The 12,283-nt window shown below is 67.6% G+C and carries 12 protein-coding genes; 7 read left to right on the top strand and 5 right to left on the bottom strand.

Going from position 1 to position 12,283, the window contains the following annotated elements; genetic code table 11:
- Window positions 1-12: 12 nt before the first annotated feature.
- Window positions 13-1,242, bottom strand: a complete 1,230-nt coding sequence (locus tag OQF70_RS11790; RefSeq protein ID WP_280537792.1) for a pyridoxal-phosphate dependent enzyme — start codon at window positions 1,240-1,242, stop codon at window positions 13-15.
- Window positions 1,243-1,347: 105 nt separating this feature from the next.
- On the opposite strand from OQF70_RS11790, the gene pyk reads away from it, so the two are divergent.
- From pyk to OQF70_RS11765, 5 genes are all read left to right on the top strand, one after another.
- Complete coding sequence (gene pyk / locus OQF70_RS11785) at window positions 1,348-3,108, top strand: pyruvate kinase (protein WP_280537790.1); 1,761 nt, start codon at window positions 1,348-1,350, stop codon at window positions 3,106-3,108.
- Between the two features lie 88 nt (window positions 3,109-3,196).
- Window positions 3,197-3,433 (top strand): hypothetical protein, encoded by a 237-nt coding sequence (locus tag OQF70_RS11780; protein WP_280537789.1) that lies wholly within the window; start codon window positions 3,197-3,199, stop codon window positions 3,431-3,433.
- Between the two features lie 114 nt (window positions 3,434-3,547).
- Window positions 3,548-4,219 carry an NfeD family protein gene (locus OQF70_RS11775; RefSeq protein WP_280537787.1) on the top strand — a complete coding sequence of 224 codons (672 nt, stop codon included), beginning with the start codon at window positions 3,548-3,550 and terminating at the stop codon, window positions 4,217-4,219.
- 52 nt (window positions 4,220-4,271) lie between these two features.
- On the top strand, window positions 4,272-5,405 hold the full coding sequence (locus tag OQF70_RS11770; RefSeq protein ID WP_092813498.1) for an SPFH domain-containing protein: 1,134 nt from the start codon (window positions 4,272-4,274) through the stop codon (window positions 5,403-5,405).
- Between the two features lie 94 nt (window positions 5,406-5,499).
- A complete protein-coding gene (locus tag OQF70_RS11765) occupies window positions 5,500-6,165 on the top strand; it encodes a MarR family transcriptional regulator (protein ID WP_280537786.1) in 666 nt (221 codons plus the stop codon).
- 5 nt (window positions 6,166-6,170) lie between these two features.
- Here the strand turns inward: OQF70_RS11765 and OQF70_RS11760 are convergent, their stop codons facing one another.
- Together OQF70_RS11760 and OQF70_RS11755 are read right to left on the bottom strand one after the other, a co-directional pair.
- Entirely contained in the window at window positions 6,171-6,941 is a 771-nt protein-coding gene (locus OQF70_RS11760) for an HAD family hydrolase (RefSeq protein ID WP_280537785.1), read from the bottom strand.
- A 100-nt stretch (window positions 6,942-7,041) separates the two neighbouring features.
- Window positions 7,042-7,287: a hypothetical protein gene (locus tag OQF70_RS11755; protein ID WP_092813507.1), complete on the bottom strand. Its 246-nt coding sequence runs from the start codon at window positions 7,285-7,287 to the stop codon at window positions 7,042-7,044.
- Window positions 7,288-7,571: 284 nt separating this feature from the next.
- Here OQF70_RS11755 and OQF70_RS11750 point away from each other — a divergent pair, with 284 nt between their 5' ends.
- Window positions 7,572-9,389, top strand: a complete 1,818-nt coding sequence (locus OQF70_RS11750; RefSeq protein WP_280537784.1) for a flippase-like domain-containing protein — start codon at window positions 7,572-7,574, stop codon at window positions 9,387-9,389.
- 305 nt (window positions 9,390-9,694) lie between these two features.
- On the opposite strand, the gene yjjX is transcribed toward OQF70_RS11750, so the two are convergent.
- Both yjjX and OQF70_RS11740 read right to left on the bottom strand, forming a co-directional pair.
- On the bottom strand, window positions 9,695-10,207 hold the full coding sequence (yjjX, locus tag OQF70_RS11745) for an inosine/xanthosine triphosphatase (protein ID WP_280537783.1): 513 nt from the start codon (window positions 10,205-10,207) through the stop codon (window positions 9,695-9,697).
- A 122-nt stretch (window positions 10,208-10,329) separates the two neighbouring features.
- Window positions 10,330-11,121: a cobalamin-binding protein gene (locus OQF70_RS11740; RefSeq protein ID WP_280537782.1), complete on the bottom strand. Its 792-nt coding sequence runs from the start codon at window positions 11,119-11,121 to the stop codon at window positions 10,330-10,332.
- A gap of 195 nt (window positions 11,122-11,316) precedes the next feature.
- Here OQF70_RS11740 and OQF70_RS11735 point away from each other — a divergent pair, with 195 nt between their 5' ends.
- On the top strand, window positions 11,317-12,273 hold the full coding sequence (locus OQF70_RS11735; protein WP_092813513.1) for a transcription initiation factor IIB: 957 nt from the start codon (window positions 11,317-11,319) through the stop codon (window positions 12,271-12,273).
- The last annotated feature ends 10 nt before the right edge of the window (window positions 12,274-12,283 follow it).

The raw sequence follows: 12,283 nt of genomic DNA, 5'->3' as shown, positions 1-12,283 counted from the left end.
TTGCGTTTTGGGTTATAACGCGTCGGGAAGCGCCTCGAGCGACACCGTCTCCGTCCGGACGTCGGTCGGGTCGCCGACGGACTCCTTGAACCCCGATCCGGTGGCGATGCAGATGACGTCCTCGTCGGGACCGATCTCCCCGTCCCGAGCGAGCCGACGGGCACCGGCCAGCGATGTCGCCGAGGCGGCCTCGACGGTGAGGCCGGCCGCGGTCGCGAGTCGCCGTTTCGCCTCGCGGATGGCGTCGTCGGCGACGGCGATCGCCGTGCCGCCGGTCTCGCGAGCGCCGTACAGGGCACGGGTTCCGCTCGGCGGCTCGGGGTTCGCGATGGAGTAGGCGATCGTCTCGCCGGGGTCGACGGGATCGACCGTTTCCGCCCCGCGTGTGGCCGCTTCGGCGATCGGCGCGCACGCAGCCGCCTGGACGAGGTAGAGCCGGGGCATCGCGTTCGCCGCGCCCGGTTCCGAATCCGCATCGATCAACCCGGCCGCTCGGAGCTCCGCGAGACCCTTATATGCGCCGCTGGCGTGGCCGCCGGAGGAGGTCGGAAGGACGATCGCGTCCGGCAGCGCCCCGGTTCGTCGGCGGTGCTGGGCGAGCGCCTCCAGCACCGTCGTCTTCTGGCCGGCGACGCGGCCCGGCGAGTCGGAGTTGATGAACCGGATCCCCCGCTCGGCACCGGCCTCGATCGCGTCGTAGTAGAGTCGGCCGTACTCGCCGTCGATCCGAAGGATCCGTGGGTCGTATCGGCCGATGTTTCGGATCCGCTCGTCCGAGATGTCGTTCGGAACGCAGACGGTACACTCGAGGTCGGCGGCCGCGGCGTGTGCGGCGACGGACATCGCCATATTGCCGTGTGAGACCGTTCCGACCGCATCGTTCCCCTCCGCCAACGCGATCTCGATCCCGACCGCGGTGCCACGGTCCTTGAACGAGCCGGTCGGATTCCGGCCCTCATCCGCGATCGAGACCGCTGCACCCGCGTAGTCGTCGAGCGCCGGCGTTCTGACGAGCGGCGTTCCCCCGCTTGCGGTTGCGAGCCCGTCCGTCGGTGGGTCGACCGGCAACAGGTCCGCGAACGCCCACGTACCGGCATCGAGATCGGACGGCCACTCGATGTCGGCGACGTCGCCGACGGCGGTCGACTCCGTCTCATACCACCGCGGTTCGCCACAGGAACAGCGGGGCGACGCGGGCGCTTCGACCGTCTCGCCGCAGGCGTAACACGCGAGCCTTGCCATGGTTCGGGTCATCTCGGCGGCGAGAAAAACACGGCGGTCGGCGGCGCAGTCCCGTACATCACCGGTTCACGGAGGGGTTTTGAGGGGCCCTCGACAACGGGAACTATGCGAAACGCCAAGATCGTCTGTACGCTCGGACCAGCGTCGGACGACGTCGAAACGATCCGTGCGCTCGCGGACGCCGGAATGTCGGTCGTCCGGCTCAACGCGAGCCACGGGACCACGGACCACCGTCGGGACGTGATCAACCGCGTTCGGTCCGTCGACGACGCCACCGACTCCCCCATCGCGGTGATGGTCGACCTGCAGGGACCGGAGATCCGCACCGCCGAGACGGACGAATCGGTGACCCTCGAAGCCGGGACCGATGTCCGGTTCGCCGTCGGCGAGACCGTGACACCAACCGCGGTCGGGCTCTCCCACTCGATCGCCGCTGCCGAGATCGGGGATACGGTCCTGCTCGATGACGGGCGGATCGAGGCGACCGTTGCACGCGTCGAATCCGACGGCACCGTCGTCGCCACCGTCGACTCCGGGGGCGAGCTCGGATCCCGAAAGGGCGTCAACCTTCCGGGCGTCGCGATCGACGTCGACCTCGTCACCCCGAGCGATGAACGTGAACTCGAACTCGCGGCGGAGACGAACGCGGACTTCGTTGCCGCCTCGTTCGTCCGCAACGCTGCCGACATCTACACGATCGCGGATCGTTTGGACGCGTTCGGCGGTGGGGACATCCCGATCCTCGCGAAGATCGAGCGAGCCGGCGCCGTCGAGAACCTCACCGAGATCGTCGACGCCGCCGACGGCGTGATGGTCGCACGCGGCGACCTCGGCGTCGAGTGTCCCCTCGAGGACGTGCCGATGATACAGAAGCGGATCATCAGAATCTGCGTCGATGCCGGCGTGCCGGTGATCACCGCGACCGAGATGCTCGACTCGATGGTGCACTCCCGGCGACCGACGCGGGCGGAGGCCTCAGACGTCGCCAACGCCGTCCTCGACGGCACCGACGCGGTGATGCTCTCGGGAGAGACGGCCGTCGGTGATCATCCGATCCGCGTGGTCGAGACGATGGACCGGATCGTTCGACAGGTCGAGCGGAGCGACGAATACGCCGAGACCCGCGACCAGCGCGTGCCCACGGCGGACGAGGATTCACGGACCGAGGCGCTTGCACGTTCGGCCCGGTACCTCGCGCGTGACGTCGGCGCGAGCGCGATCGTCGCCGTCTCCGAGTCGGGATATACGGCCCGCAAGACGGCGATGTTCCGTCCTGGGGTCCCCGTCGTCGCGACGACCCCGACCGATCGGGTTCGCCGGCAGTTGGCGCTCTCGTGGGGCGTCTCCCCACAGTACGCCGACTACGCTGCCGACATCGAACACGTGCTCGACAACGCCGTGGACGCCGCGATCGATGCCGGCGTCGCGAGCTCGGGCGACACGCTGGTCGTGCTCTCGGGGATGATGACCGAGATCGAGGGAACCGACACGACGAACACCCTGAAGGTCCACGTCGCCGCCGAGACGATCGCCACGGGCAAGGCGGTCGTGAGCGGTCGCGTCGCCGCGCCGATCGTTCGCCTCCCGGATGGTGACCTCTCGGCCCTGACGACCGACTCGATCGTCGCCCTGCCGGCGTCGTTCGACGGAGAGTTCACCGGCGACCTCTCGCGGATCGCCGGTGTCGTCGGGGAGCGGCCGGGAATGACCGGCTATCCGGCGGTCATCGCCCGCGAACTCGGCGTTCCGATGGTGTCGGGCGTCACGCTCCCGCGTACCGTCACCGACGGTGACACCGTGACCGTCGACGGCGAGCGTGGCGTCCTCTATGAGGGCGACGTCACCCTTCAGACTCGCCGTCGGTGAGTCCTCGCCGGCCCTCTCCACCCAGCCGCGTGGAATCGGATCGGCCGACCCCACCAGCCATTTAGCCGTCGCCCGCGAAGCAACGGGTATGAGTCGGAGTGACGACGGGCGCGAACGCGCGAACACGGCGGCCGGGGATGGAACGGACACCGAGACGGAGGCCGAGTGGCGGTTCGGCATCGACGACGTCGGTCCCGACGGCATCGTCGAGGAGACGAGCCCGGGTGAGGGCCCCATCGAACCCGAGGCGATCGAACCGATGCACGCCGTGTTCGTCGCTCTCGGGGTCGTCCTGACGGTCGGCCTTCTCGCGACCGCGCTGTAAGACCCGGCGGGATCCGGCTCGCCCGCCCACGACCGTCCGTGCCGTGGGATCACTTGTGCCGTGGATCTCTTGTGCCGTGGGATCACTTAATCGGCTGGAACCCGTACGTCGCGTATGGTGCTTCCCTTTCAGGCCGGCGTTCTCGACCCGGGAACCCTGCCGATGCTGCTCGTGGTCGCGGGGCTCCTCCTGTCGCTCGCCGAGGCGATCGCCCCCGGCGCGAACTTCATCGTGGTCGGGGTCTCCCTGCTCGGGGCGGGGATCGTCGGACTGGCGTTCACGCCGCTCGCCAGCCCGTTCGCTCTCGGCCTGTTCGTGCTCGTGTTCGGCGCGATCGCCTTCTACGGCTACCACGAGCTCGACGTCTACGGCGGGAAGGGCCAACCACAGACGCGCGACAGCGAGTCGCTCACCGGGGTAACCGGTCGTGTGACCGAGCGCGTGACCGAGACCGACGGACAGGTCAAACTCGACGAGGGCGGGTTCAACCCGTACTACTCGGCCCGCACCATGGACGGCGAGATCCCGGAGGGAACCGAGGTGTTCGTCGTCGACCCGGGGGGCGGAAACGTGCTCACCGTCGAGTCGGTTGCGGCGGTCGAGGACGACATCGATCGCCAGCTGGCCGTCGACCGGGAGCAAACACTCGCCGCCAATGACGCCGGGACGGCGGCTGGAGACGACAACGTCGGGACGGCTGGGGACGATGACACCGGGACAGCTGGAGATGACGACACCGGGACGGTAGTCCAGGACGACGACGCGACCGAACGCGAGCACGCGTGATCGATCAACTGGCGGACCGAACGCTTATGATTGTCCTGTGGTAACGATCGGTATGGATACACTGGTCCTCCAAGCGCTGTTCGGCCTCGCGCCGATCGGCTTTTTGTTCCTTCTGTTGGTGGTGGTGGTCGTCTGGCAATCCGTCGAGATCGTCGACGCCTACGAGAAGAAGGCCCTCACCGTCTTCGGGGAGTACAGACAGCTGTTGGAGCCGGGAATCAACGTCGTTCCGCCGTTCGTCTCGCGGACGTATCCCTTCGATATGCGGACACAGACCCTCGACGTTCCGCGTCAGGAGGCGATCACCCGCGATAACTCCCCGGTGACCGCCGACGCCGTCGTCTACATCAAGGTGATGGACGCCAAGAAGGCCTTCCTCGAGGTCGATAACTACAAGAAGGCCGTCTCGAATCTCGCCCAGACGACGCTTCGCGCCGTCCTCGGCGATATGGAACTCGACGATACCCTGAACAAACGCCAGGAGATCAACGCGAAGATCCGCAAGGAGCTCGACGAGCCGACCGACGAATGGGGGATCCGCGTCGAGAGCGTCGAGGTCCGGGAGGTCAACCCCTCCAAGGACGTCCAGCAGGCGATGGAGCAGCAGACCTCCGCCGAGCGCCGTCGCCGCGCGATGATCCTCGAGGCGCAGGGTGAACGCCGGTCCGCCGTCGAGCAGGCGGAAGGTGACAAGCAGTCGAACATCATCCGGGCACAGGGTGAAAAGCAAAGCCAGATCCTTGAGGCGCAGGGTGACGCGATCTCGACGGTTCTCCGCGCGAAGTCCTCCGAGGCGATGGGCGAGCGTGCGATCATCGAACGCGGGATGGAGACGCTCGAGGCGATCGGACAGGGAGAATCGACGACGTTCGTCCTCCCGCAGGAGCTCACGAGCCTCGTCGGTCGGTACGGCAAGCACCTGACCGGCTCCGACGCCGCAACCGACACCGAACCCCTCGACGGGCTGGAGTTCGACGACGAGACCCGACAGCTGCTCGGCCTCGACGACATCGACGAGATCCTCGGCCAGATCGACGCGGCCGCCGAGATGGACGTCGAGGAACTCGAGCAGGAGGCTGAAGCGATCAAGTCCGGTGACACGAGCGGCATCAAGTCGGCCGACGAGCTCATTCAGGAGATGGACGAGGAAGCACCCGCGACCGACGTCGAAACCGAACCCGAGTAGTTCGGTTCACCGCCTCGGCCGGTATGAATCACGTTCCTTCCGGGCGATCGAAACGAGCGACGTGTTTTTAGCCCCCGGCCGACACCCTTCGACAATGAGTGACGGCGTCGACGAACGGAAACGGCGGACGCTCCGACGCTTTGCAGCCCTCGGAGCGGCCGGCTCGTTCGTCGGCGGCGCACGTGCGGCCACCGACGCGGAGGGGGAGACGGATGCGGACGCCGGAACGCCGTCCCCGGCCGGTGACCGCTCGGAGACGAACGAGACCCGCGAGGCGATCCGCGGGTACGTCGCCACGACGCCCGGCGCACACTTCTCGAAGCTTCGCGACGACCTCCGGCTTGGAACCGGTGAGACGCAGTACCACCTCCGGAAGCTCGTCGACGCCGCAACCATCGAAACGGCGAAGGACGGGGAGTTTCGCCGGTACTTCCCGGCCGGGCGATTCGACGCCGCCGACAAGCGAGCCCTCGGTGCGCTTCGACGCGAGACGCCCCGCGGCGTCGTCCTCCATCTCCTCAGGGAGCCGGACGCGACCGGCTCCCGGATCGCCGACGCGCTCGACGTATCCCGGCCGACGATCAGCGCGGCCGCCGGCGAGCTTGAGGACGCCGGCCTCCTCGATCGAACCGACGGTTACACGCTCCGTACCCCGGAGCGGCTCATCACGCTCGTCGTTCGATACGCGGACTCGTTCGGCCCCGATGCGCGGGCGTTCGCCGACGACGCGGCCGCGTACGTGCGGTACGACCCGGAGTAGGGTGGTCAGCCGTCGATCACGGCCTCGATCCCGTACAGGGAATCGACGACGTGGTCGGGGGCGATCGCGAATCCGTCGGGGTCGGCGTGTGGTCTATCGATCACGATCGACTCGATCCCGGCTCGCTGGGCAGCGATCACGTCGGTTTCCCGGTCGCCGATGTAGTATCCCGGCATTGACGCTGAGTCCGACCATACCTCCGTCTCCGACGTTGCCTTCGAGTCCGACCCCGATGTGGTCCCCAGCGCCGCGAGGCCACGCTTCAGGAACTCCGGTTCCGGCTTTCGTCGCCGGTACGACTCGATCGTCGGCTTTCGGCCGACGACGGCGTCGAACCGGCCCGGGAGGCAGTAGGTCGCGACGAACTCGGCGGTCGCCGTCCGGTTGTTCGTCACCAGCGCGAGCGGCCGATCGGCCGAGAGCGTCGAGAGCGCGTCGACGTCCGGGTACGTCGGCCGTTCACCGGACCGAACGCGGGCGTTCGTTCGTCGCGATGCGTGTCGTTCACGCGCCCGCCACCACGCGTCCCGATCCACGCCCAATCGCGAGCACGCCTCGTCGATGGCCGGCGAGTAACGGACCGCCTCGAGCGCATCGAGGACCCCGGGATCGGGCGGCTCTGCAGTCGTCGGATCACCCGGAAGTCCCGTTCGAGTCCGGGTGTCCACGCCCGAGTCACGGAGTGCATCGTGTGCGGCCGCTCGGTAGACGCCGGAATGGGTCCCCCGGCCAGACAGGATCACGCCGTCCATATCGAACAGCAACGCAGGTGTCACGGGTTCCACTCGGCCGTCTTTGGTGGAAAACCCATCGCTCGATCCGGGGCGTTGGCGCGGATCGACACGCGGCGTTGGCGCCGATCGGCACTCGCCTCGATCAGCGCTCGACCATCCACGTGGTCCCCGAGGAATACCCCCATTTTTCGATCGATAGATCCGTGTCCGCTTGACGGACCGTTCGGAGGTTCGCACCCACCTCCTTCGCCGACAGACCCAGCTCGTCGGCGATGAGCCGCGATTTGAAGTACGTCTGCGTGTCAGCTCGTGCCCGGAGGTACGTGAGGATGCGCCGCTGTTTCTCCGTCAGCGTCGCGTCGCCGGACTGTGAGGTCGTCGCGCTCATGGACGATCCTACGGTGTGACCCCATAAGCACCGTTTGGTAGGATCGGTTAACACGGTGCAGTCCGTCGATTTCTCCGTCTTGGAGGGCTCGATCCGACGCCGATCGCACCGGCGTGGGTACGATCCGCAAATCCTCGCTGCCACCGTCGAGACCACGCGTGTCGATCGTCGAACCCACGAACGTCGATCGACTCTCAGCATCCCTGAACGGTTCGATCCACGACGTCTCCGAACCGTCCCATGCTTCAGAAGGTACTTACCTCGCCCGGAGCGAAGTGGCGGTGATGACGGACTCCGACGGTGCTCGTGTGAGCGTGGTTCTTCCCGCGTACAACGAGGCGGCCACGATCGAGGACACCGTCGGGCAAACGATCGCCGCACTCGAGGGGTTCCTCCCGCGAAACGGTTTCGAGGTGATCGTCGCCGAGGACGGCTGTGAGGACCGGACTCCCGAGATCGCCGACCGGCTCGCGGCCGCCGACGATCGGGTTCGGCACGTCCACAGCGACGAGCGACTCGGACGCGGCGGGGCGCTCGAACGCGCCTTCAGGGACGCCGAGGGCGACGTTCTCGTCTACTTCGACACCGATCTGGCGACCGACCTCGACCACCTCGAGGAGCTGGTCGAATCGATCCGGTCCGGCGAGTACGACGTCGCGACCGGATCGCGATGGATGCCGGGCCGTGAGGCCGACCGGCCGGCCAAACGGGGTGTCCCCTCCCGCGTGTTCAACCTGCTCGTCCGAGGAGTCCTCCGGTCGGACGTTCGGGATCACCAGTGTGGGTTCAAGGCGATGTCGCGGGACGCGTTCCGGGCGCTCGTCGACGACGTCGAGGACGACCACTGGTTCTGGGACACCGAGCTGCTGGTTCGGGCACAGCGGTCGGGGCTCGCGGTCACGGAGTTCCCCGTCAACTGGGAGCCGAAGGGCGACACGAAGGTCGACCTCGTCCGTGACGTCTTCGGGATGGGTTCACAGCTGCTGCGGCTCTGGTGGCAACTGTCGGTCCAACCACGGATCACCCCGCGTGCGAGCTTCACGGCCGGGCTCCTGCTCGTTGCAGTCGCGGTCGCGTTGATGTCGACGTACATCGACTTCGGCGCCGTGATCGCGGAGATGCGCCGTGCTGACACGACGCTTCTTGCGGTCGCGACCGTCGTGTATCTCCTGTCGTGGCCGCTCCGGGGCTATCGGTACCGGGACATCCTTCGGGAACTCGGGTTCACCGAACGGATCGGGTTCCTGACCGGTGCGGTCTTCGTCTCGCAGACGGGCAACCTCGTGTTGCCGGCCCGGGGTGGCGACGCGATCCGCGCGTACATCGTGAAGGTCCGCCGCGGGATCCCGTATCCGTCGGGATTCGCCTCGTTGGCGGCCGAGCGCGTCTTCGACCTGTTGACCCTCGCGGGACTTTCCGGCGCCGTCCTCGTCGGGTACGCCGCCTCCGGTCGGCTCGGTGAGGTGATCGCCGCGCTCACCGATAGCGAGACGGCGGGCAACGCCGGTTGGACTGCCGCACTCGTCGCGATGGGCGTCGGTCTCGTCGCGGTCGGCACCGTGATCGGGATCGTGTTGTCGGCGCGGTCGGACTCGAATCACGTTCGGTCCCTGGTTTCACGGGTGAGTACCGACTCCTACGGGACGGCGGTCGCCGACGTCCTCGAGCGGTTCGTCGGCGACGTGCAACAGGTGGGCGGCGACCCGATCGCCTTCTCCCGGGTCGGTGCCGTAAGCGTGGTCATCTGGGTGCTCGACGTGCTCGTCGCGGCGATCGTTCTCGCCGCCTTTGCGGTCGAGTTGGACCCGATCACGCTGCTTGCCGTCTGTTTCTTCGCGGTCAGCGTTGGCAACCTCGCGAAGGTGATCCCGATCTCCCCCGGCGGGATCGGCCTCTATGAGGGCGCCTTCACCGCGATCATGGTCGGGTTGACGCCGATCGGCGTCTCAACGGCCCTCGGCGCGGCGGTCCTCGATCACGCACTGAAGAACGTGGTCACGCTCGTCGGCGGCGTCGGATCGATGCTTGCGCTCAACGTTTCGCTGACGACGGCGGTCGAGGAGACCGCGGATGTGAACGAGACCGAGGCGCTCCAGGAATGAGTTCGCGTTCGACGGGACTCGATCCGGCGGTATGACTCCACCCGGGAAGCCCCCGATCGGCCGATCGGGGGCTGTGTGTGGCGAACAGGCGACACGGGCCCCGAACCGGGCCATCGACCCGACGGCGGAGCCAGTCCGCGAGTCCGTCCGACCGTGGGTCGTCGGTTCGATCACGTCGAAGACGCCGATCCCGGACCGTCCGTGTCGCACACCCGCGTTCCGTCCCGGGACGGAAATCACTGCACGGGCCGTCTGGCTCGTGATCGGTCAAAAAGGTCAGGGGACGTCGAGTGCCACGTGCCGGATCAGTGCGAGGAATCGTACAGGTTCGTCTCGATGGGGCCGAGCGCGCCGTCGACGGCGGTTGCGAGCGCGTCGGTTCGATCGATCCGCCCGTTCGTGAACACCGCGATCGCTCCTTTCTCCCGTGCGAGACCGCGTTCTCCGGTAACGTCGTCCATTACCGGGCCGAGCTCCTCGCCGTCACGGACCCGTTCCGCGACGGGAGCGGGGAGCCGAACGCTCGGACCGGCGCCTCGCCCGACCGTGGCTCCGTCGTCGATCGCGGCCCACATGATCAGGTAGAGGCCGTCCGTTCCGTCGATCGGCGCGACGCCGCCTTCAAGCCCGACGCCGACATCGTAGCCCGCCTCGCGGGCGGCCGCGGCGCGCGTCTCGGCCCCGCGGACGGTCTCGGCGTGGCCCCACGGCTGCTCGGAGACGCCGCTGTCGACCGCCACGGCTTCGACGTTCCCGTCGAGGACCGTCGCGACCGCCGCGCGTTTCACCGGGTTCCCGCTTCCGACACCGATCTGCATAGCCGACGATCCGTCGCCGCCGAGGATACGGGTGTCGGTCGATCGGCCGACCGTCCGGTCCGTCGTTTCGGGCCGATCCGTGCCGTCTGTCCGGATCGTCGATCCCGAGTTGACCCGGGCCGTCAGTCTTCGGTCGTGCCGGGCGAGCCGACGACGTCGGAATGAAGGATCCGCGCTACTCGTTCAACCCCGTCGATCAGGGTGGGGCCGGGCTGGTTCAGGAGGTCGTCGTCGATGGCGTGGACCGATGCGTCGAGATCCCAGTCGCGGTCGTGGATCGTACTCGGGTCGGCGCGGTCGCCGTAGCCACAGGGGTGTAGAATCACGTGGTCGGGGTCGTGTCGTTCGACTTCCTCACGGGTGATCTCCCGGGAGCGCTCGCCGGGATCGACGAACGGGTATCGCCCGCCCGCGGTCTCGACCACGTCGGGGACCCAGTTCCCGGCAGCCATCGGTGGGTCTGACCATTCCTCACAGTAGACGACCGGTCGATCGGTCGTTCCGGCGGCGCGAGCCGAGTCGATGCTCGCCTCGACGGCGTCGAGCCTGGCGCGGAGATCGTCGGCAAACCGGGTCCCTGCGGTCGGTCGGCCGATCGCCTCGCCGATCGCCACGACGGATCCGATCACGTCGGGGAGCCGTTCGGGCTCGTGATGGGCGACCTGGTGGCCGCGGTTCCGGAGCGTCGTTGCGATCGCCGCTTGCAGCGCGTCGTTCGTGATCACGAGATCGGGAGCGAGTTCGTCGACACGGTCGAGATCGGGGGTCGTCCATCCTCCGACGCGGGCCGGTGGTGGGTCGGCGTCGCCGGGGTCACAGTGATGGCTCACCCCGACGAGCCGGTCGGCGGCCCCCAGCTCGCGGACGATCGCGGTCGCGCTCGGCGCGAGGGAAACGACGCGTGGCCCGTCCATAGCGATCGATCACGTGTCCACCCGCAATGGGTCTTCGGTATCTCTCCACATCCGTGTGGGTCGATACCATCGTATATCGTGATCATTCGTTCGGTTCGGTGGCTCCGGATTCCGGTCGATTTAAGTGTCGTTCCACCGTCTTTCGGGTAAGCACTTCCTTGGGATCTTATTGACCCACCCAGGGGGATGGCATCTATGAGTGAACGCACACATACGCGGGAGAGAACCTCCCAGCGCGAAACGGAATCCGACGAAGGGCTCACGTGCCCGGAGTGTAACGGCCACGTCGTCACCGACGAGGAGCACGGCGAGACGGTCTGTTCGGACTGTGGACTCGTCGTCGAGGCCGACTCGGTCGATCGAGGACCCGAATGGCGGGCCTTCGACTCACGCGAGAAGGACGAGAAGTCCCGCGTGGGCGCCCCGACCACGAACACGATGCACGACAAGGGGCTCTCGACGAACATCGACTGGCGCGACCAGGACGCTTACGGTCGGTCGCTGTCCGGCCGCCAGCGCCAGAAGATGCAGCGGCTCCGCAAGTGGAACGAGCGCTTCCGCACCCGTGACTCCAAGGAGCGCAACCTCAAGCAGGCGCTCGGCGAGATCGACCGGATGGCCTCCGCGCTCGGCCTCCCGGACAACGTCCGCGAGACCGCCTCCGTCATCTACCGGCGCGCGCTCGACGAGGATCTCCTTCCCGGCCGCTCGATCGAGGGCGTCTCGACGTCGTGTGTCTACGCCGCCGCCCGGATGGCCGGTGTCCCGCGCAGCCTCGACGAGATCTCCGACGTCTCCCGCGTCGAGAAGTCCGAGATCGCCCGGACGTACCGCTACGTCGTCCGCGAGCTCAAGCTCGAGGTCAAGCCCGCGGACCCCGAACAGTACGTCCCGCGGTTCGCCTCCGCACTCGAGCTCTCGGATGAGGCCGAGATGCGTGCCAAGCAGCTGCTGAAGAACGCAAAGGAGAAGGGCGTCCACTCCGGGAAATCGCCGGTCGGTCTCGCGGCCGCCGCCGTCTACGCCGCCGCGCTGCTCACCAACGAGAAGACGACGCAGGCCGCGGTCTCGGAGGTCGCCGACATCTCCGAAGTAACGATCCGGAACCGGTATCACGAACTGCTCGAGGCCGAGGAAGGCCTGATCGCCTGACCGCGATCGG

The sequence above is a fragment of the Halopenitus sp. POP-27 genome (assembly GCF_029889855.1).
In the GTDB taxonomy this organism is placed as follows: Archaea; Halobacteriota; Halobacteria; order Halobacteriales; family Haloferacaceae; genus Halopenitus; species Halopenitus malekzadehii.
This window is presented reverse-complemented; position numbering and strand designations above follow the sequence as displayed.

Excerpts from the sequence above, each read along its gene's own strand:
- OQF70_RS11775 (WP_280537787.1), top strand. The coding sequence starts at position 3,548 with ATGGTGCTTCCCTTTCAGGCCGGCGTTCTCGACCCGGGAACCCTGCCG.
- pyk (WP_280537790.1), top strand. The coding sequence starts at position 1,348 with ATGCGAAACGCCAAGATCGTCTGTACGCTCGGACCAGCGTCGGACGAC.
- OQF70_RS11735 (WP_092813513.1), top strand. The coding sequence starts at position 11,317 with ATGAGTGAACGCACACATACGCGGGAGAGAACCTCCCAGCGCGAAACG.
- OQF70_RS11765 (WP_280537786.1), top strand. The coding sequence starts at position 5,500 with ATGAGTGACGGCGTCGACGAACGGAAACGGCGGACGCTCCGACGCTTT.
- OQF70_RS11770 (WP_092813498.1), top strand. The coding sequence starts at position 4,272 with ATGGATACACTGGTCCTCCAAGCGCTGTTCGGCCTCGCGCCGATCGGC.
- yjjX (WP_280537783.1), bottom strand. The coding sequence starts at position 10,207 with ATGCAGATCGGTGTCGGAAGCGGGAACCCGGTGAAACGCGCGGCGGTC.
- OQF70_RS11750 (WP_280537784.1), top strand. The coding sequence starts at position 7,572 with ATGACGGACTCCGACGGTGCTCGTGTGAGCGTGGTTCTTCCCGCGTAC.
- OQF70_RS11790 (WP_280537792.1), bottom strand. The coding sequence starts at position 1,242 with ATGGCAAGGCTCGCGTGTTACGCCTGCGGCGAGACGGTCGAAGCGCCC.
- OQF70_RS11780 (WP_280537789.1), top strand. The coding sequence starts at position 3,197 with ATGAGTCGGAGTGACGACGGGCGCGAACGCGCGAACACGGCGGCCGGG.
- OQF70_RS11740 (WP_280537782.1), bottom strand. The coding sequence starts at position 11,121 with ATGGACGGGCCACGCGTCGTTTCCCTCGCGCCGAGCGCGACCGCGATC.
- OQF70_RS11755 (WP_092813507.1), bottom strand. The coding sequence starts at position 7,287 with ATGAGCGCGACGACCTCACAGTCCGGCGACGCGACGCTGACGGAGAAA.